This window comes from Stappia taiwanensis (assembly GCF_014635285.1).
GTDB lineage: Bacteria > Pseudomonadota > Alphaproteobacteria > Rhizobiales > Stappiaceae > Stappia > Stappia taiwanensis.
The window spans coordinates 625,678-644,584 of the sequence record NZ_BMCR01000002.1 but is presented as its reverse complement, the minus strand read 5'-3'; the positions used below and the strand labels follow the sequence as shown (position 1 = coordinate 644,584).

General features: G+C 66.1%; 16 protein-coding genes. 12 read left to right on the top strand and 4 right to left on the bottom strand.

The genetic code is table 11. The features are described 5' to 3' along the window. Nucleotides 1-18 precede the first annotated feature (18 nt). Nucleotides 19-783, bottom strand: coding sequence for an enoyl-ACP reductase FabI (fabI, locus tag IEV83_RS06815; protein ID WP_181759460.1), 765 nt, complete (start codon nucleotides 781-783; stop codon nucleotides 19-21). Between the two features lie 422 nt (nucleotides 784-1,205). On the opposite strand from fabI, the gene IEV83_RS06810 reads away from it, so the two are divergent. From IEV83_RS06810 to IEV83_RS06800, 3 genes are read left to right on the top strand one after another with little or no spacing between them, the layout of a single operon-like run. Continuing rightward, a complete protein-coding gene (locus tag IEV83_RS06810; RefSeq protein WP_181759459.1) occupies nucleotides 1,206-2,444 on the top strand; it encodes an ATP-binding protein in 1,239 nt (412 codons plus the stop codon). Between the two features lie 33 nt (nucleotides 2,445-2,477). Beyond that, the gene (locus IEV83_RS06805) at nucleotides 2,478-3,659 is read left to right on the top strand and encodes a lipid II:glycine glycyltransferase FemX (RefSeq protein WP_181759458.1); all 1,182 of its coding nucleotides are present in this window, start codon (nucleotides 2,478-2,480) and stop codon (nucleotides 3,657-3,659) included. Nucleotides 3,660-3,694: 35 nt separating this feature from the next. Next, nucleotides 3,695-4,987, top strand: a complete 1,293-nt coding sequence (locus tag IEV83_RS06800; RefSeq protein WP_181759457.1) for a lipopolysaccharide biosynthesis protein — start codon at nucleotides 3,695-3,697, stop codon at nucleotides 4,985-4,987. 152 nt (nucleotides 4,988-5,139) lie between these two features. Here the strand turns inward: IEV83_RS06800 and IEV83_RS06795 are convergent, their stop codons facing one another. From IEV83_RS06795 to IEV83_RS06785, 3 genes are all read right to left on the bottom strand, one after another. Beyond that, on the bottom strand, nucleotides 5,140-5,844 hold the full coding sequence (locus IEV83_RS06795; RefSeq protein WP_181759456.1) for a class I SAM-dependent methyltransferase: 705 nt from the start codon (nucleotides 5,842-5,844) through the stop codon (nucleotides 5,140-5,142). After that, entirely contained in the window at nucleotides 5,844-7,031 is a 1,188-nt protein-coding gene (gene mnmA, locus IEV83_RS06790) for a tRNA 2-thiouridine(34) synthase MnmA (RefSeq protein ID WP_181759455.1), read from the bottom strand. Before mnmA ends, IEV83_RS06795 begins: the two co-directional genes overlap by 1 nt. A 640-nt stretch (nucleotides 7,032-7,671) precedes the next feature. Next, the gene (locus IEV83_RS06785) at nucleotides 7,672-8,304 is read right to left on the bottom strand and encodes a hypothetical protein (protein WP_181759454.1); all 633 of its coding nucleotides are present in this window, start codon (nucleotides 8,302-8,304) and stop codon (nucleotides 7,672-7,674) included. A 24-nt stretch (nucleotides 8,305-8,328) separates the two neighbouring features. Here IEV83_RS06785 and IEV83_RS06780 point away from each other — a divergent pair, with 24 nt between their 5' ends. The 9 genes from IEV83_RS06780 (at nucleotide 8,329) to flhA (ending at nucleotide 18,875) form a co-directional block, all read left to right on the top strand. Beyond that, nucleotides 8,329-9,735 (top strand): flagellar hook-length control protein FliK, encoded by a 1,407-nt coding sequence (locus IEV83_RS06780; RefSeq protein ID WP_181759453.1) that lies wholly within the window; start codon nucleotides 8,329-8,331, stop codon nucleotides 9,733-9,735. 64 nt (nucleotides 9,736-9,799) lie between these two features. After that, entirely contained in the window at nucleotides 9,800-10,474 is a 675-nt protein-coding gene (locus IEV83_RS06775) for a flagellar hook assembly protein FlgD (RefSeq protein WP_181759452.1), read from the top strand. A gap of 265 nt (nucleotides 10,475-10,739) precedes the next feature. After that, nucleotides 10,740-11,015, top strand: a complete 276-nt coding sequence (gene sciP / locus IEV83_RS06770) for a CtrA inhibitor SciP (RefSeq protein WP_181759451.1) — start codon at nucleotides 10,740-10,742, stop codon at nucleotides 11,013-11,015. A 467-nt stretch (nucleotides 11,016-11,482) separates the two neighbouring features. Further along, a complete protein-coding gene (gene fliF, locus IEV83_RS06765) occupies nucleotides 11,483-13,129 on the top strand; it encodes a flagellar basal-body MS-ring/collar protein FliF (RefSeq protein ID WP_181759450.1) in 1,647 nt (548 codons plus the stop codon). 2 nt (nucleotides 13,130-13,131) lie between these two features. After that, the gene (fliG, locus tag IEV83_RS06760; RefSeq protein WP_181759449.1) at nucleotides 13,132-14,190 is read left to right on the top strand and encodes a flagellar motor switch protein FliG; all 1,059 of its coding nucleotides are present in this window, start codon (nucleotides 13,132-13,134) and stop codon (nucleotides 14,188-14,190) included. A gap of 12 nt (nucleotides 14,191-14,202) precedes the next feature. Beyond that, nucleotides 14,203-14,934: a FliH/SctL family protein gene (locus tag IEV83_RS06755; RefSeq protein ID WP_209003007.1), complete on the top strand. Its 732-nt coding sequence runs from the start codon at nucleotides 14,203-14,205 to the stop codon at nucleotides 14,932-14,934. Next, the gene (fliN, locus tag IEV83_RS06750) at nucleotides 14,931-15,275 is read left to right on the top strand and encodes a flagellar motor switch protein FliN (RefSeq protein ID WP_181759447.1); all 345 of its coding nucleotides are present in this window, start codon (nucleotides 14,931-14,933) and stop codon (nucleotides 15,273-15,275) included. Before IEV83_RS06755 ends, fliN begins: the two co-directional genes overlap by 4 nt. 19 nt (nucleotides 15,276-15,294) lie before the next feature. After that, the gene (flbD, locus tag IEV83_RS06745; RefSeq protein WP_181759446.1) at nucleotides 15,295-16,671 is read left to right on the top strand and encodes a sigma-54-dependent transcriptional regulator FlbD; all 1,377 of its coding nucleotides are present in this window, start codon (nucleotides 15,295-15,297) and stop codon (nucleotides 16,669-16,671) included. Nucleotides 16,672-16,706: 35 nt separating this feature from the next. Further along, on the top strand, nucleotides 16,707-18,875 hold the full coding sequence (gene flhA / locus IEV83_RS06740; RefSeq protein ID WP_181759445.1) for a flagellar biosynthesis protein FlhA: 2,169 nt from the start codon (nucleotides 16,707-16,709) through the stop codon (nucleotides 18,873-18,875). The last annotated feature ends 32 nt before the right edge of the window (nucleotides 18,876-18,907 follow it).

The window sequence follows — 18,907 nt, the reverse complement described above, 5'->3', positions numbered from 1 at the left end:
ATCCTTGCAAGGGGGCGATCAGCCGACCACGTGATAGCCGCCGTCGATCGGGTGAATGACGCCGGTGACGTTGGAGGCCTCGCGGGACGCGAGGAAGGCGGCATAGGCGCCGATATCGTCAAGGCTGGCCAACCGGTGGGTCGGGGTGCGGGCGGCATTGTCGGCCAGAAGCGCATCGAAATGGGCGATGCCGCTGGCCGCGCGGGTCGCCAGCGGGCCGGGCGACAGGGCGTGCACGGAAATGCCCTTCGGCCCCAGTTCGGCGGCGGCATAGCGGGTCACGCCTTCCAGCGCCGCCTTGACCGGCCCCATGATGTTGTAGTGGTCGACCACCTTTTCCGAGCCATGGAAGGTGACGGTCATGCAGGTGCCGCCGCGGGGCATCAGGGGCTCGGCCCGCCGGATCAGCCGCAGAAAGGAATGGACGGAAATGTCCATCGCTTCAAGGAAGCCGGCGCGGGAGCAGTCGATCGCCCGACCGTGCAGATCGTCCTTCGGGCAAAAGGCGATGGAATGAAGCAGGATGTCGAGCCCGCCCCATTCAGCGGAAATTTGAGCGAACAGCGCGTCCATCTGGGCATCGTCGCGCACATCGAGAGGCGCGAAGATCGGCGCCTCCAGCCGTTCGGCGAGCGGGCGCACATGCGGTTCGGCCTTGGCGTTCAGATAGGTGACGGCCAGTTCCGCGCCCTGCCGGCGTAAGGCATCGGCACAGCCCCAGGCAATCGACTGGTCGTTGGCGATCCCGACCACAAGGGCCCGTTTTCCTGCAAGTGAGAACATGTCACCATCCTTGTTGCGATGCAGCATAAATGCAAGTGGTGTCTGAAACGTGACGGATATGCGCTATCGCGGCTAGGCCGCAGGTTATAGCGCAGGTCCCTGTCATCCTTGCGAGAATTTACATGCCTAGGATGACGAAACTGGCGTTTTGCGCTTGTGGACAGTGCTTCTCTTGCGAAGGTGCGTATGTTGCGCTGCCAGAAAGTCACTGTTTTTCAGGGTGTCAGCGGTGCTTTACCGATTGTTCACCTTGGCTCTCGGAAGTGGTCGGCCGCCGGGGAGCGGTTTGGAGTGAGCCGGCCGCGTTTACCACTCTCTTAACGGGAATCCGGCAGGTATGGACCGTGTGGGCGGATCCCCCGCCGTTTGTCGTCCGGGCCAGGGATGCCGTGTCCGGCCCGGCACTGCATGTGGGTGGACACTTGAAGAAATCTAAGGGCGCGTATGCCCTTCTCCTTGGCAATTATCGCCCCACGGCGATCATTGCCCGGGAACTGAGAGCACGAGGGTATCGTGTCGCGGTCGGCCTTGACGGGTTCGAGCGCGGGGCGGAGCTGTCGCGTCATGTGGACCGGTTCTGGTGTCATCCGCCGCTGGATGAGGATGGGCCGGCCTTTGCGCACGCGCTTTCCGAGCTTCTGGCGCGGCGGGGCGACATTCGCCTGATCGTGCCGGTCGCGGAGAACTATGTCCGGTTTTTCGCCGAAGAGGACGTTGCCCTGCCGGCATCGGTGACCGCGCTGATGGTGGCGCCGGAACTGGTGACCACCTGCCTCGACAAGCTGCGGATGATGAGCCTGGCTGAGGATGTCGGCGTGCCGCTGGCCCCGTTTGCTGAGGTTCGCGACCAGCCGGAGCTGATCGGCGAGGCCGAACGGATCGGCTTTCCGCTCGTCATCCGCTCGGTCAGTTCGACCCACCGGCTGTTTGGCGAGAAGGCCATCACCGTGGCGGATCGCGCGGGGCTGGACCGGGTCTTGCCGCACTGGCCGGAGGGGCATCGGGCTTTGCTGCTGCAGCGCCGGGCTTCCGGTCTGCGGCACAATCTCTATTTCGCGGCCCGAGCGGGGCGCATCGACCAGCTGTTGCATGTGGAGATCGCCCGCACCGACCGGCTCGACGGGGCGGGGCTTGCGGTCGAAGGCGCCACGGTGGCGACCGACCCGGATCTTGGCCGTTATACGGCGGCGCTGGTCGCCGCCCTTGGCTATTCGGGGATCGGTTGCGCGCAGTTTCTTGTCGATGCGGCCAGCGGCGAGACCTCTTTTCTGGAGATCAATCCCCGCTTTGCCGGAAATCACGCCATTCCCGCCGCCTGCGGACTGGGGCTGACCGAGCGGCTGCTGGACCTGTGTCTGGACCCGGCCTCCTCTGCCGATGGTCCACCGGCGCCTTTCAGGAGCCTGCGCTATTGCTGGATCGCCGGCGACCTGCTCGGTGCCAAGGTCGCCTGGCGGCAGGGGCGGATTTCGGCCCTTGAGGCCGTTGGCTGGCTCGGGCGGATGGTTCGCGCCCGCTGGCGGGCCAAACTGGATGTCGGCTTCGACTGGCGCGATCCGCTGCCGGGCCTTGCCAATATTCTCGATGTCCTGCCCGGCATCGGCAAACTCACACGGATGCGGTTGTCGCGTCCGGGGCTTCTTCCGAAAAGATCTTTTTAGCAAGGGTTCGACATGCAGAAGTTGCCAGAACACATGTCAGATGACCCCAAGGTCATCGTTGACTGGCGCGAGGTCGAGCAGGAGGCGGCTGTACCGGCCGCGTCGGTCGCCGAGGGCCCAGCGGGGCATGCGCCCGTGACCGAGGTTCGGGTGGAGGATGTGGCGCCGGAGGACTGGGACCGGATGGTCCTTGGCTTCGACGACGTGCTTCAGGAGCAGATCCAGAGCTTCAATGAGGTGCGCCGGGCGCCCGACAAGCTGCGCCGCCTTGCGGTTTACGCCAATGATATGCTGGTCGGTGCGGCGCTGGTGCGCCTGGTCAAAGTGCCGATGTTCGGCTGCACCATCAGCTCCTTGCGCTGGGGGCCGCTCTGGCGGCGGACCGGCCGGCCTGCCACCCCGGCAACGATGGAGCTGGTGTTGCGCGCACTGACCGACGAATTGTGCCGCCGCGAGAAGGGGTTCCTGATGATCATGCCCCGTCCGGATCCGGATATGGAGGCGGTCCCCGGGGCGGTGCTGCAGCGTCTCGGCTTCCAGAGCATGGCGCCGCTTTCCAACCCCTTGCGCTATTTCGCGCGGGTGGACCATGGGCCGGAGGCGCTCAGGGCCAACTTTTCGCAAAAGTGGCGCTACAATCTGAAGAAGGCCGAGGCCGCCGGACTGGAAACCGAGCTGGTCGAGGGCGAAGCGGGGATGAACGAGATCCTCGGTCTTTACCACGAGATGCTCGCCCGCAAGAAATTCGTCGATTATTCGCCGATCGACACCCTGGCGCATCGGCTGGCCAATCCGCTGGAGGTGTTGCGCCCGCGCATGTTCGTGACCCGCAAGGATGGGGTTCCCGTTGCCATGGCCGTGGTCGACTGCTGCGGCGACACCGCGTCGTTCCTCTATGGGGCGACGGCGGATGAAGCCTTGCCGCTCAGGGCCGGCTATGCGCTGCAATGGGCGGTGCTGTGCCATCTGTCGCGCCAGCCGGCGATCCGCTGGTATGCGCTGGGCGGCGGCGGGTCGGCGACCTGTCCGTTGCACCAGTTCAAGCGCGGGCTGGTGGGCAAGGTCGGCGTCATCCTGCACGAACTGCCGCCGCATTTCATTGCCGAGGGCTCCTGCGCGAAAATCGTCGGTCGCCTGGCGATGTCCGGTCGGGCCTTGCGCGACCGGGTGCGCGAACCGCTCAGTCAGATGATCCCGGTGCGGCTGGGCCGCTAGGGTCAGATCCTAAACGTTCCGGAGCGCTGCCCGTCATGTTGGCCATTCTCACCAGGCTCTCGGTCCTGACCCTTGCCCGCATCGGCGGCGCCGGTGCGGTGCTCTTGGCGACGCTGGTGATCGCCCGCGGCTTCGGCGCCGATGCCACCGCCGCCTATGCGCTGGCGGTCTCCGCCTCCGGCGTGCTGGCGGTGCTGATGCTCGCCGGGTTTCAGGCCTTCGCCCAGATCCTGACGGCGGAATATGCGGCGCGCGGCCAAGACGGGCTGCTGCGAGGGCTGGTGCGGGCGGGTTTGCGCAATCTGCTGCTCGCCTGCCTGCCGGTGGGGGCGGGCGCCCTGCTGGTGCTCGGGATGCCCGATGCCGTGCCGGGTCTTTCCGCCGGGGCCTTGCGCACCCAGGTGGTTCTGGCCGTCTGCCTGATTGCCCCGGGTGTTGCCCTGACCCTGTTCAACGGCGCGGTCCTCACCGGTCTGCAACGGCCCGGTGAGGCGCAGATCGCCGACAGTCTTGGCCGGCCACTCCTGATCCTCTCCTTCGTCGCGCTGCTGGCGCTGGCCGCGCCGGGCGCCTCCGCCGGCTGGATCCTCGCCGGCCTGGCCGTTGCCGTGTGGAGCGCGGCGGCGGTGCAGGGGTATTTTCTGTGCCGGGCGCTGCGGGCGCGGCCCGCCCCGGCGGTGAGCGACAGCCGGCGCTGGTGGTCGATGGCGCCGCCCTGGCTGACCATCGCCCTGATCTGGGAATATGTGATCGAGCTGCATCTGTTGCTGGCCTCGCTGATCGCCGCGCCGGCGGAGATCGCCCTGCTGCATGTGTGTTTCCGCTTTCGCGTGCTCGCCGGTTTTGGGGTGCGTTCGATCTATTTGGTGTTCCAGCCGAAGATCCTTGCCGCGCAGGCCCGGGAGGACCGGGCGGCGGCACGCCACCTGATCGGCCTGACCAATGGGCTGTCGGTCGGCTATGCGCTGGCCGCCTTCGCCGGGCTGTGGCTGGTCGGCCCGTTCTTCCTGTCGCTGTTCGGCCCGGAGTTCGCCGGCGGCCTGCCGCTTTTGCTGGTGCTGTGCGGCACCTTCCTGCTGCGCGCCGTGTTCGGCCCGGCGCTGTCGGTGCTGAGCGGGGCCGGGCGGCAACGGGAGATCGTCGTCATCCTGGTTTTGTCGCTGCCGCTCTCCGCCGGATTGATGTTCGCGCTTTATCCGGCGCTGGGCATTGTCGCGGCGGGCATTGCCTATACCGCATCGACCGGTTTCGCCGCTGGCGCAATGTGGTGGACCGCGCGCCGGCGCCTGGGCATCGACTGTGCCGTGTGGGGCGCCCGGGCCGGGTAGGCGCCCGCTGTCCACATCACCGACGAGACCCTGTTCTTCACCATCGGCAAGCTCTGATCGCCAGCAACGCTTCACGGCATGAGACAAAAAACACCCGGCGCGAGGCCCCTCGCGCCGGGTGTCGTTCATTCAGGAGCCTGTTCGTTTCCCGCTCAGGGGCGACGGAACACCATCATGGTGAACAGTCCGAGCGGGCCGAGCCGCTCCTCATGCTCCAGCGTCATGGAGGTGTGCGCCAATATGCGCTCGCGGCGGAACAGCGGATCCCAGCCAAGGGTCTGGGAAAAGCGCGCGAGCAGGCGCTCGGCGAGGGCCAGAACGCCGCGCTCGCTGGCGAAATGATTGACGATGATCACCGTGCCGCCCGGCCGCACCACCCGTTCCAGCTCCGCCAGCACCTTGGCCGGATCCGGAACGACGGTCATCACATACATCACCGTGGCCAGGTCGAAGCTCGCCTCACCATAGGTCAGGTCGGAGGCGTCCATGGCCTGAAGCTCGGCGACATTGCCAAGATGCTCGCGGGCGACCCGTTGCCGGGCGCGCTCCAGCATCGGCTCGGACAGGTCGATGCCGCTCACCGTCAGCTTGCGGCTGTAAAGCGGCAGGGAAAGGCCGGTGCCGACTCCCACTTCCAGCAGAGTGCCATCCAGCTTGTTGGCCTCGCGCGCCGCCGCGCGTTGGCCATAGACCAGGGGGGCGGTGAACACCCAGTCGTAGATCGGCGCCCAGCGGGCATAGGCGCTCTCCACCGAACTGCCGGTCGCGGTATCCGGCGTGAAGAGGGCGCGCAGCTTGCGCTGGATACGGGTGGCGGTGCGGCGCAGCCACCCGGCGGGGATCAGATCTACGGTCATCAGATTGGTGCTACTGCCTTTTCCTGCTGTTGGGTTTCGGTTTCAGTCTGCGGTGCGGCCGCGGTGGTGCGGTCGATCCACCCACCGCCAAGCACTCGCGCCGCGTCGCCGTCGCTGTCGAAGAAGACGCAGGCCTGTCCCGGTGCGACGCCGGTTTCGCCATCGACCAGATCGACCACGGCGGCGCCATCGCGCATGCGCAGGATCGCCGGCTTGGGCGGACGGGTGGAGCGCACCTTGGCATGAATCTCAAGGCCGGTCTCGGGCACCTCGTCCAGCGTGCCGGGGCCGATCCAGTTGACATCGCGCAGGATGATCTCGCGGGTGCCGAGCGCCTCGCGCGGGCCGACGATCACCCGCCGGTTCTCCGCATCGAGGCGGACCACATAAAGCGGCTCTCCGGTTGCGATGCCGATGCCCCGGCGCTGGCCGATGGTGTAGTGGATGATGCCCTGATGCTGCCCCAGCACCCGGCCGTCGAGATGGACGATTTCGCCCGGTTCGGCCGCATTCGGCTTCAGCCGCTCGATCAAATCGGCGTATTTGCCCTGGGGCACGAAGCAAATGTCCTGGCTGTCCTGCTTGTCGGCGATGGCGAGACCGAATTCGCGGGCAAGCTCGCGGGTCTCGGCCTTGGTCATGCCGCCGAGGGGAAAGCGCAGGAAATCGAGCTGATCGGGGGTGGTGGCGAACAGGAAGTAGCTCTGGTCGCGGTCAAGGTCGACCGGACGGTAGAGCGCGCGGTGATTGCCCTCGGTCTGGCTGCGGACATAATGTCCGGTCGCCAGCACATCGGCGCCAAGGGTGCGCGCGGTCTCCAGCAGATCGGAGAATTTGACCGTCTGGTTGCAGGCGACGCAAGGGATCGGCGTCTCGCCGGCGATGTAGCTTTCGGCGAAGCGCTCGATCACTGCTTCGCGGAAGCGATCCTCATAGTCGAGCACGTAATGGGGGATGCCAAGGCGTTCGGCGACCCGGCGCGCATCCTGAATGTCCTGTCCGGCGCAGCAGGCGCCGGCGCGGTGTACCGCCTCGCCGTGATCGTAAAGCTGAAGCGTGACGCCGATGACGTCATAGCCCTCGCGCTTCATCAGCCCGGCGACGACGGAGGAATCGACCCCGCCCGACATGGCCACCACGACCCTGGTGTCCTCCGGGCGCTTGGGGAGATCGAGACTGTTGAGCATACCCTTGACCCTTGCGGTGTCCTGCCCGCCGCTGCGGCGCGGGACACGTGTTTGCTTCGTTCCACTTGATTTGGTTCCACGGGCAAGGTGTGCCGCCTCGCGCGCCGTGGCCGGGACCGGATCCCGGAACGAAATTCTCCCCCGTTGACGATCACCTATAGCAAATGCGGTGGGTGAAGGCCAAGCGGCAGCGCTGCGCCATGGCATCTGGCGCTCCCGCCCCTCTCCGGCAAAGCTTTCCCTTGCCCGGCAGTTCTTGCCGGGTATGTGAGGCTTGGGACGGTGCAAGGCAAGGGTGGAACGGCAAAAAAACGGCGGGAACGCAGGCTTTTCGTCGGTTGGCCCGCCATTTGCTCTCGATTTTTCGAGATGGTGTGTGCATGGGGCAGACCCGGATGTCGAGAAAGCGGAGCGCAGCGTGATCATCGCCAATGTCTTGCAGGCCACGGTATCGCCCGCCCCGGCGGCGAGCACGACAGCCGTGGCCGCGTCTGGGGCGGCGGTTGGATCGGCGGGTGGCTTCGCGGCGCATTTGCCCCAAACCGGCGAGCAGTCGGCGGGCAGCGGTGACGTGAGCGGGCTCGTCGGTCTTGTGCCGGCAGGTGGCGCACAAGCGGCGAAGACGATGTCCGCCCCCGCTTCAGCGCAGCTTCTGGGCAGCACGGCGATCCCGCAGGCGGAGGCCACTGCTGGAGCCGCAGAGGTTCCAGGGCTGTTTGCCGGACAGGTGATGGCGGGCCGACCCGCGGCCAAGGTTCAAGGCGATGGCGCGGGTGCGGGCGAGGGCATGGTCCTGCCTGCCGATCCGTCGGACGGCGCGGGCGAGGCCGAGGCCGAGGCCGAGGCACAGGCAGCGGCGGCCGGGCTCGCGGGCCCCCTGCTTGCAACGGACACAGGACGGCCGGAGGGCAAACCGGCGCCGGGATCGGCTGGCAAGGGCGTGGTGCCCGCGCATGCGGATGTTCGGGCCGGTGGCTCCGTCGTCCATGGTCTGGGCGCGGGGAAGGCCGCGACCGCCGAACCGGCGCTCGGATCCACGCAGCCGCATGAGGGCATGGCGCAGGGCAAGGCCGCTGTCGCCGGGAGCGGGGGAGTTGCTGCTGGCGGTGCGGGCGGTGGACGCCCGCTGGCCGATGGCGACGAGGCCTTCCGAGCGGCTGCCGCACAGGCTGCAGGCCGAACCGAGGCGGGCGGTGAGCGTCGGCTGCCGGCCGGTGCCGCGCCGGTCGAGGGTGAGCCCGAAGTTCAGACACAGGCCCAAACCGCAACCCAAGCCTCTCGCCAAACGAAGCCTGTGATGTTTCCCGCATTGAAGGACGGCATCCCCACAGGGGAGAGCCGTCCGGCGGTCGCTGGCGCGAACTCCTCCGAAGGGGCGGTTCAGCAGGTCAAGGCCGAGGCCCAAGGGCAGGGTCTGCCGGCTGGCACGGCGTCGCCTTTGAAGGCTGGGGAAGCAGCGCCTGCCGCACCGGGCGCCAGCTTGAGCGAAAACCCCGATGGCGCGCGCGCGACAACTTCAGGTGCCGCTGGCGCTGGCGCTGACGCCAATCCGGAAAAGGCGGTAGCAAGACAGGCGCAGGCAGCCGGTGGCGGGGGAGAGGTCGACAAGAACAGCCCGCAGGTGGACGCAGGCGCGAAAGGCGGGGCGGGGCAATCCGCGGCGCCGCGCTCCGCCGCTGGCCAGGCCCCGGCCGCTGCCCTGCGCGGCGTTGAGACCGCCGAGGTGGATGTTCGCGCGACGATCGCCGTCACCGGGAATGGGGGCGCGAAAGCATCCGCGACGGCGTCCGCCGATGCCACTGGTGCGACCGAAAAGGCGCAAGCCTCGGCGCGCGCGGCCGCCATGGTTCCAGGGCAAGCAGCGACGGGCCGCAGATCCGCTGAGGGCGCGGCCCACGCCGCAGCCCCTGCCGCGCCGACCGATGTGCAGGAGGACGCACCGTTGTCCGGTCGCGCGGGGCACGTTTCCGGGGAGCCGCTGGCCGGCGATGACGGGGACAGGGCCACGGAGCCCAAGCGGGCGGCTCATGGCAACGGCATAGCTCCCGGGCGGAGCGATCAGACGACATCGCCGGCAACGGCGCGTCAGGGCGTGAGTGCGGCGGCGCTGGCCTTCGCGGCCGCCGTGCGTGAGCAGGCCGGCGCCCCATCCGAAACGGATACGGATGGGGCATTGGAATTCGGGCGTGCCGAGCCGATGCCGGGAAGCTCGGCCTCCCAGGCGATGGCGCGCGGAACGGCGCCGCAGCCCTTGCCGCAACATGCGGCGGCGGCCAGTGTGCAGGTTGCCTCCGAGGTTGCCCGGCAGGCGAGCAAGGGCGTGAACCGCTTCCAGATCCGGCTCGATCCGGCGGAACTGGGGCGGATCGACGTGGATATGAAGATCGGTGCCGACGGAACGGTGCGGGCGCATCTTGCGGTGGAGCGCAGTGAAACGCTGGACATGTTCCTGCGCGATCAACGCGGCCTTGAGCGGGCACTGGATGCGGCCGGGCTGAAGCTGGACGGCGGCTCCTTGCAGTTCTCGCTGAAGGATCAGGGCGGTTTTGCCGGGTTCGGCCGCGATGGAGCGGCGGAGCAGATGGCGGAAACCGGCGGAGCGGAACGTGACGCGGCCGCCGCCGGGGAGTTTGAGGATGCCTCGGTGCTTCCGGCAAGGGTTCACGTCGATGGGGCCAGCGGCGCTCTCGATATTCAGATTTGACCGGGCACGGTCGCGCTTGTCCAGGCGGGACGCGGACCTGTCTCGGGCGTAGGGAGTAACGGTAATGACGACAGCAGCAGCGGCGACAACAGGCGGCGTTTCGGCCAGTGGCGCCTCGGCGAACAGTTCCACGGCAAAGACCGCGCTCGACAACAACTACGAGCTGTTTCTGTCGATCCTGACCACGCAGATCCAGAACCAGGATCCGCTCAACCCGATGGATTCGTCGAAATACACCGAGCAGCTCGTTCAGTATTCCTCCGTCGAGCAGCAGATCAAGACGAACGACCAGCTTGGCGGGATGCTGCAGATCATGGCGGCCTCGACCGCCTCCAGCTATGTCAGCTATCTGGGGACCAGCGTTGTCGCCTCCGGAGCGACGACGCAGCTTCAGTCCGGCGAGGCCAACTGGACCTACAATGCGGAGGAAGGCGGCGAGGCGCTGGTGGAGATCCGCAACAGCATGGGCGCGGTGGTCTACCAGGGCAAGGAAACGCTGTCGCAAGGCAAGAACAGCTACACTTGGGATGGGCGCACCTCGGCGGGGTCAACCGCGCCCGACGGCCAGTACTCGATCTCGTTGGTGCAGGTCGATGACAAGGGCCAACCGGTGAGACGCGTGCAGACCGAGGTGAAGGGCGTCGTCGAGGGGGTGGAGTTCACCGGATCGGGGGCGCTGTTGACCGTTGGCGGCGCGAAGATTCCGGCCAGTGCGGTCATTTCTGTAAACAGCAACTGAGTCTTCTTGCAGGATCGTCCCGAGTCACGCGATATGGCGCCGCGCCCGCGAACGCGGCGTCGTTTTTTGTTTCACTCTGTTTTTTTCTCAAATTGCGATTCTTGAGAGTGCGCCGCGAAGGTCAGGATTCCCGTGCGAAACATGGGAGAACGGGCCGGTTTGACTCGTTCCAATTCTTACCGAATTGTTGATTGTGGTTTAGGCAAATTTTAAAACCGCTCACGTATTGTCTGCTCAACGTGGTCATGTTGAGTGTGAGTGTACAATGACCGACCGAGCAAGTGCGCGAGTCAAATATGTTATCGGCCCTGATGGGTCGCCGTTAACGATTGCCGATCTACCGCCCGTTTCTACGCGGCGGTGGGTTATTCGCCGAAAGGCGGAAGTCGTCGCGGCAGTACGCGGGGGACTCTTGTCTCTCGATGAAGCCTGTAAGCGATATACGCTGACGGTGGAGGAATTCCTCTCCTGGCAAAGCTCGATCGACCGGCATGGACTTGCCGGATTGCGGGCGACGCGCGTGCAGCAATACCGGAACTGACGGGACGGCGGGCGATCGGATCTTTCGCCTCGTTCCCGCCATCCAATCCCGCCAAATTCCCTGCCTGATGGCCGGCCGTTGCGCCGGCCATTTTGCGTTTCCGCGGCCCGGGGGTGGGGGGCTGAACCGTCGTGCTGCGGTGCAAGCCAGTGCGCCTTGCAAAAATCGACAATGCTTCGCGGCTGCGTCGGCTGATCCGGCCTGGCGGAAATTGCAGGTCGCGCCCGATCCCGATCTGCCCCCGGTCAATTTTACCGGGTAAAAATCGCAATCCGCGAGGGGAAACCCGCGGAAAATTCGGCGTTTTTACCAATTGCTAACATTCGTTAACATCTTGTTTACCATCTGGCGGGCAAAAATTGCCTACCAGCCATCCAGGGGGCAAATCATCATCCCCTCATTACCCCGTTCCCCTGGATGGCATGGGTCGCAAGCCCTTTCCCCGCACGCATCGAACGGGTCATCTCGTGAACGGATTTGGTGAACTGGTAAAAACACTTGGGCCCACCCGGCTGGCGGCAATGGGGGCCGTTGCGGCCATCCTCGTCGGTGTTTTCGCATTCATCATGCTGCGCATCAGCACACCGCAGATGACCCCGCTCTACACTGACCTGACCTTCGAGGACTCCTCAGCCATCGTCTCCCAGTTGGAGAGCCTGGCGGTATTGCATGAATTGCGTAATGACGGCTCCACCATCCTGGTGCCGGAAGAAGAGGTTTTCCGCACGCGCATGCGGCTTGCAGAGCAGGGGCTGCCGCTCGGCGGGTCGGTCGGATACGAGATTTTTGACAAGGCCGATACGCTCGGCACCACCAGCTTCGTGCAAAACATCAACCACACCCGGGCGCTTGAGGGCGAGCTGGCCCGCACCATTCGTTCGATCGGCCGCATCAAGGCGGCGCGGGTGCATCTGGTGATTCCGGAGCGCAAGCTGTTCCAGCGAGATTTCCAGCCGCCCACCGCCTCCATCGTTCTCAACGTGCGCGGCTCGCTCGATCCGGGTCAGATCCGCGCGATCCAGCATATTGTTGCCACGGCGGTCGAAGGGCTGCAGCCCAATTTCGTGTCGATCGTCGATGAGACGGGGCGGCTTTTGGCCAGTGGCGCGGGCGAGGAGGGCGAGGGCTTCATCGCGTCCTCCCTGCAGGAGCGGGCCCAGTCGATGGAAGCGCGGCTGCGTTCGCAGGTGGAAGAGATCGTCAACAGCGTGGTTGGCGTCGGTCGCTCCCGGGTGCGGGTGGCGATGGAGCTCGATCACAACCGCATCACCGAGACCCAGGAAACCTTCGACCCGGACGGGCAGGTGGTGCGCTCCACCCAGACGCGGGAGGAAAACAGCTCTACGATTGGCCGCGCCGGCGCCGTGACCGCCGGCACCCAGTTGCCGGAGACCGGTCAGCAGACCGGCGAGGATGCCAACCGCAACATCAGCAATCAGGCCGAGGAAATCGTCAATTTCGAGATTTCCAAGTCGACCAAGACCGAGGTCGTCGAGGCCGGCGGCGTGCGCCGGGTGTCGGTGGCGGTGCTGGTGGACGGGATCTACGTGCCCGATGCCAATGGCGATCTTGTCTATGAACCGCGCAGCGCGGAAGAGCTGGAGCGGATCGCGCTCTTGGTGCGCTCGGCGGTCGGCTTCGACAAGGGGCGGGGCGATACGGTCGAGGTGGTGAACCTGCGCTTTGCCCAGGCGCCGAACAGCGTGCTGGCCGAGGTCGAGCCGGGCCTGTTTGAATTCACCCGGTCCGATTTGATGCGCTTTGTCGAGCTTGGTGTGCTGTTCCTGATTGCCGTCCTCTTGACCCTGTTCGCGGTGCGGCCTCTGGTCAAGCGGATCCTGACGGCGGAGGAGGCGCCTGTGCCCGCTTTGGCAGGGCCGGAGGGCGCCGCCGCCGAGCAGGCGTTGCTCGCTGACGGGGGCGCCGGCGCCACGGGCGAGACGCCGGCGGTGGAGACGGACGAGGCCGGCGATCCGCGTATCGCGTGGCTGGAAGAGGCGCAGGCGCAAGGGGCGGTACAAGTCGCGACCATCGCCAAGGTCGGCGATCTGATCGAGGAATATCCGCATGAGGCGGTCAGCATCATTCGCAGCTGGATGAACGAGGCCGCCTGATCATGACCACCGAGGTACAACCGGCCGCAGGAAACCAGCTGACGATCAGTGCATCGGAGAAGGAGCGCGAGTTGCGCGGCCCGGAGCGGGTCGCGGTGCTGTTGCTGGCGCTCGGAGAGCGGCATGGCCGGCGCATCTGGGAGCAGCTCGACGAAATGGAGGTGCGGGAGGTGTCCGCCGCCATGTCGCGTCTCGGACCCGTCACGCCGACGATGCTGGAGAATTTGTTCGTCGATTTCGTCAAGAAGATCTCCAGCAACGGGGCACTGAACGGCAACGTGGATGTGACCGAGCGGCTCCTGTCGAGCTTCCTGCCGCAGGACCGGGTCTCCATCATCATGGAAGAGATCCGTGGGCCGGCCGGGCGCAATATGTGGGAGAAGCTCTCCAATGTGCAGGAGAACGTTCTCGCCAACTATCTGAAGAACGAATACCCGCAGACGGTTGCGGTGGTGCTGTCGAAGATCGACCCGGATCACGCCGCCAAGGTGCTCGGCATTCTGCCCGAGGAGCTGGCGCTGGAGGTGATCTCGCGCATGCTGAAGATGGAGGCGATTCAGAAGGAGGTGCTGGAGAAGGTGGAGCAGACCCTCCGGGTCGAGTTCATGTCCAACCTGACTAACACCAGCCGCCGCGACAGCCATGAAATGATGGCGGAGATCTTCAACAATTTCGACCGCCAGACCGAGGCCCGCTTCCTGGCGGCGCTGGAGGAGGAGAACCGGGATTCGGCCGAGCGCATCAAGACGCTGATGTTCACCTTCGACGATCTGATGAAGCTGGACGCGGGCAGCTGCCAGACCCTGTTGCGCAGCGTGGAGAAGGACCGCCTTGCCATCGCGCTGAAGGGCGCGTCGGAATCGGTGCGGGAGTTCTTCTTCAGCAACATGTCCTCGCGTGCGGCCAAGATGCTGCAGGATGACATGGAGGCGCTCGGGCCGATCCGGTTGCGCGATGTCGACGAGGCCCAGTCGGGCATGGTCGCGACGGCGAAGGACCTGGCGGCCAAGGGCGAATTGATGCTCTCGAAGAGCAAGGGCGACGACGAGATCATCTACTAGGTGTGCATGTCCATGATGACGCGACTTTCGGGTACCCAGATGAAAGCCAACCGGTTCCTGTTCGACAGAAACTTCGCGGCGATCGAACTGCCCTCGGACGAGCCGGAAGAGGTCGAGGCGGCGCCGGAGATCCCGATGATCCCCCTTGCCGAGCACGAGGCCCGGCTAGCGGCGGCCGAACAGGCGGCCTATGAGCGGGGGCGGGCGGAGGTGCTGGCGGCGCGGCAGCAGACCGAGCAAGGCCGGCTTGCCGATGAGGCGCGGCATCTGGCGGACGAAATCTGCGGGCTTTCGGCGCAGCTCGACCGGGATCAGGCGCGCCAGGAAAAGGATGCGGTGGCGCTGGCGTTTCTCGTCGCCCGGCGGATCTGCGGTCATCTGATCGCCCGCGAGCCGCTCGGCGAGGTCGTCGCGCTGATTTCCGAGTGTCTCGGTCCGCTGCGCCGTGCGCCGCATCTGGTGATCCGGGTGCGCGAGGGAGACCTTGCCCAACTGAAGGCCGAGGTCGAACCGCTGGTGAACGAGAAGGGGTTTGAGGGGCGGGTCGTCTTTCTCGGCGAACCGGAGCTTGCGGCCGGGGATTGCCGCATCGAATGGGCGGATGGCGGGATCGTGCGCGACCGCCGCGCCATCGAGAAACAGGTCGACCAGGCGGCGCGCCGCTATTTCGAGGGACGACGCGCCGGCAAGAGCCCGGCGCAGGCCGTCGACCATGGAGCCGCTGAGGAGGCGGAAGACAAATGAGCGACAGCGACAACGCCGAGAGCGGAATCCCGCTCACCGAAATGGAAGCGCAGGATGTGGGCCGGGATGCGGAGCGTGACCATACGCTGGCACGCGGCGCGGGCGATCTGGAAGCGGTGTTCGATGTACCGGTGCAGATTGCGGCCGTGCTCGGCCATTCGCGGATGCATGTGTCCGACCTTTTGAAACTGGCACCGGGCACGGTTCTGAAGCTCGACCGCAAGGTCGGCGAGGCCATCGACATCTACGTCAATGACCGCCTGGTGGCGCGCGGCGAGGTCGTGCTCGTGGAAGACAAGCTCGGCGTCACCATGACGGAAATCATCAAGTCCGACCGCTGATCGGAACAGGAGAAGACCCATGCGACTGTTGATCGTCGGCAGCCTCCAGGGACAGTTGATCACCGCGTCCAAGATGGCGATGGATCGTGGTGCGGCCGTCACTCACGCCGATACCATCGACGGGATGCTGAAGGTGCTGCGTTCGGGGCGCGGCGCCGATCTTGTGATGGCCGACGTGGGCCTCGACATCGCCGAGCTGATGGAGCGGCTGCAGCGGGAGCGGATCCATCTGCCGGTGGTCGCCTGCGGGGTCAAGACGGACGCCAGTGCCGCCGTCAACGCCATCCGCGCCGGGGCCAAGGAATACATCCCCCTGCCGCCGGATCCGGAGCTGATCGCGGCCGTTTTGGCTGCGGTGGCGCGCGATCAATCGAACCTGATCTATCGCGATGGGGCGATGGCGGCAGTGGTGAAGCTGGCCGAACAGGTCGCCGCCTCCGATGCCTCCATTCTGGTGACCGGCGAATCCGGCTCCGGCAAGGAGGTGATCTCCCGCCATGTCCACAATCTGTCGAACCGCGCCGACAAGCCGTTCATTTCCATCAACTGCGCGGCGATCCCCGAGCATCTGCTGGAATCGGAGCTGTTCGGCCATGAGAAGGGCGCCTTTACCGGCGCGGTCGCCCGGCGGATCGGCAAGTTCGAGGAGGCGGACGGCGGCACCTTGCTGCTCGACGAGATCTCGGAAATGGATGTGCGGCTGCAAGCCAAGCTGCTCAGGGCGATCCAGGAGCGGGTGATCGACCGGGTCGGCGGCAACAAGCCGGTCGCCGTCAACATCCGCATCATCGCCACCTCGAACCGGGACCTGACTGAGAGCGTGCGCAACGGCGCGTTCCGTGAGGATCTTCTCTACCGGCTCAACGTGGTCAATCTGAAACTGCCGCCGCTGCGCGCGCGGCCCGGCGATATCGTGGAACTGGCCGAGCATTTCGTCGACCGCTACGCCCGGGAAAACGGGGTGCCGAAGCGGCCGATCTCGGAGGAGGCGCGGCAGATGCTGGTGGCCAATCCCTGGCCGGGCAATGTGCGTGAGCTGGAAAACACCATGCACCGGGCGGTTCTGCTTGCCACCGGCGAGGAAATCGGCCCCGATGCGATCCGCATGCCCGATGGCAGCCCGATTGCCGCCGGTGGGGCGTCCGCCGATGCCCGGGTGGCGGCCAGTGCGGCGGCGACGGCCGAAGCGGTCAGCCGGGTTCTGGTCGGCCGCACGGTTGCCGATGTGGAACGCGACCTGATCCTCGATACGCTCGACCATTGCCTCGGCAATCGCACCCACGCGGCGAAGATTCTCGGCATTTCGATCCGCACCCTGCGCAACAAGCTGAACCTTTACGCCGAAGACGGTGTCGAGGTGCCGGGTCCCGGCGAAGCCCGCATCGCGATTGCGTGAGCGGGCCGGTGGGGACGTTCAAGTGAGAACCGGGTATGAGTGATCTGACGCCAGGCGAGGCAGGAGGCGGCGTGCCGGCGACGGCGGCACCGGAGCGGTCCGGCGGCGTCCGGCTTCCGGCCGGTTTGCCGAGCATCGCCGGCATGTGGGACACCATCAAGCGCGGCGAGATCGCCCTGGCGCTCGGGGTGATGATCATTCTGGTCGTGCTCATCCTGCCGATGCCGGCGATGATGCTGGACCTGTTCCTGGCCATCTCGATCATCTTTTCCGTGTTGATCCTGATGACCGGCCTGTTCATCCAGAAGCCGCTGGAATTTTCGTCCTTCCCCACGGTTCTGCTGATCGCCACCATGTTGCGGCTGGCGCTGAACCTCGCCTCCACCCGGCTGATCCTGGCCCATGGCCATGAGGGCACCGGGGCGGCCGGCCAGGTCATTCAGGCCTTTGGCCATTTCGTCATGGGCGGCAACTTCATCATCGGGATCATCGTTTTCTCGATCCTGGTGATCGTCAATTTCGTGGTGATCACCAAGGGTTCGGGCCGTATCGCTGAGGTGGCCGCGCGCTTCACCCTTGATGCCATGCCGGGCAAGCAGATGGCGGTGGATGCCGACCTCAGCGCCGGGCTGATCGATGAGGCGACCGCGCGTCAGCGGCGGCGCGAGCTGGAAGACGAAAGCAGCTTCTTCGGCGCCATGGACGGTGCTTCGAAATTCGTGCGCGGCGACGCCATCGCCGGGCTCTTGATCACCTTCATCAACATCGTCGGCGGGATCATCATCGGCATCGCCCAGATGGACCTGTCGTTTTCGCAGGCGGCAACGACCTACACGCTGCTGACCATCGGCGACGGTCTCGTCTCGCAGATCCCGGCGCTGATCGTCTCCACCGCCGCCGGCCTGCTGGTCTCCAAGGCCGGGGTTTCCGGCTCGGCGGACAAGGCGTTGGCCCAGCAGCTTTCCGGCTATCCCAAGGCGCTTGGCATGTCCTCCTTCGTCATGGTGACGCTGGCGATGCTGCCGGGCATCCCGATGGCGCCGTTCCTGGCTCTTGCCGGACTGGCCGGGTATCTGGCCTTCCGCTCCAGCCGGTCGCAGCAGGTGGCGGCCGCAGAGGTGGCGCAGGCGGAGGTGGAGGCAAGCGCCCCGCCGCCGCCGGCCGAACCGCCGATCACCGATGCGCTGAAGATGGACGAATTGCGCATCGAGCTGGGCTATGCCCTGTTGCCGCTGATCAACGGACAGGGCGGCGACGGCGACCAGCTCACCCAGCAGATCAAGGCCCTGCGGCGGCAGCTCGCGGCCGATCTCGGCGTGGTGATGCCGCCGGTGCGGATCCTCGACAACATTCAGCTCGGCGCCAATGATTATGTCATTAAGGTCAAGGAGGTGGCCGCCGGTCAGGGCCAGCTCTTCCCGAACCATTTCATGGTGATGGACCCGCAGGGTGGCCAGGTGAAGCTGCCGGGGCAGCAGACCATGGAGCCGACCTTCGGGCTGCCGGCCACCTGGGTGGAGGCGCAGTATCGCGAAGACGCGGCGCTGCGTGGCTACACGGTGGTGGATCCGGCGACGGTGCTGGCCACCCATCTCACCGAGACGATCCGGGGCAATGTCTCCGAGTTGCTCACCTACGCCGATGTGCAGAAGCTCCTGCAGGAAATCACCGGCGAACAGGCCAAGCTGGTGGAGGATATCGTTCCCTCGCAGATCACCGTCTCCGGTATCCAGCGGGTGTTGCAGGCGCTGCTCGCCGAGCGGATTTCGGTGCGCGATCTGGGCACCATTCTGGAGGGCATCGCCGAGGCGACCGGCTTCACCCGCAATCCGGCGACGATCGCCGAGCATGTGCGCTCGCGCCTTGCCCGGCAGATCAGCGCCGCCAACCAAGCGCCCGGCGGCTACCTGCCGCTGATCGCCCTGTCGCCGCAATGGGAGCAGGCGTTCCTGGAGGCCATCGTCGGCGAGGGAGACGAGCGCTCGCTCGCCATGGCGCCGTCAAAGCTGCAGGAATTCGTCCGACTGGTGCGCGAGGCGTTCGAGCAGGCGGCCCAGGCGGGCGAGGTGCCGGTGCTTCTGACCTCGCCGCAGACCCGGCCGTTCGTGCGCTCGATCGTCGAGCGGTTCCGCGCCCATACCACGGTGATGAGCCAGAACGAGGTGCATGCGCGGGCAAGGCTGAAGACGGTGGGCTCGGTCTGACCAGGAGATGTGCGAGGTATGGATGGCGCGTC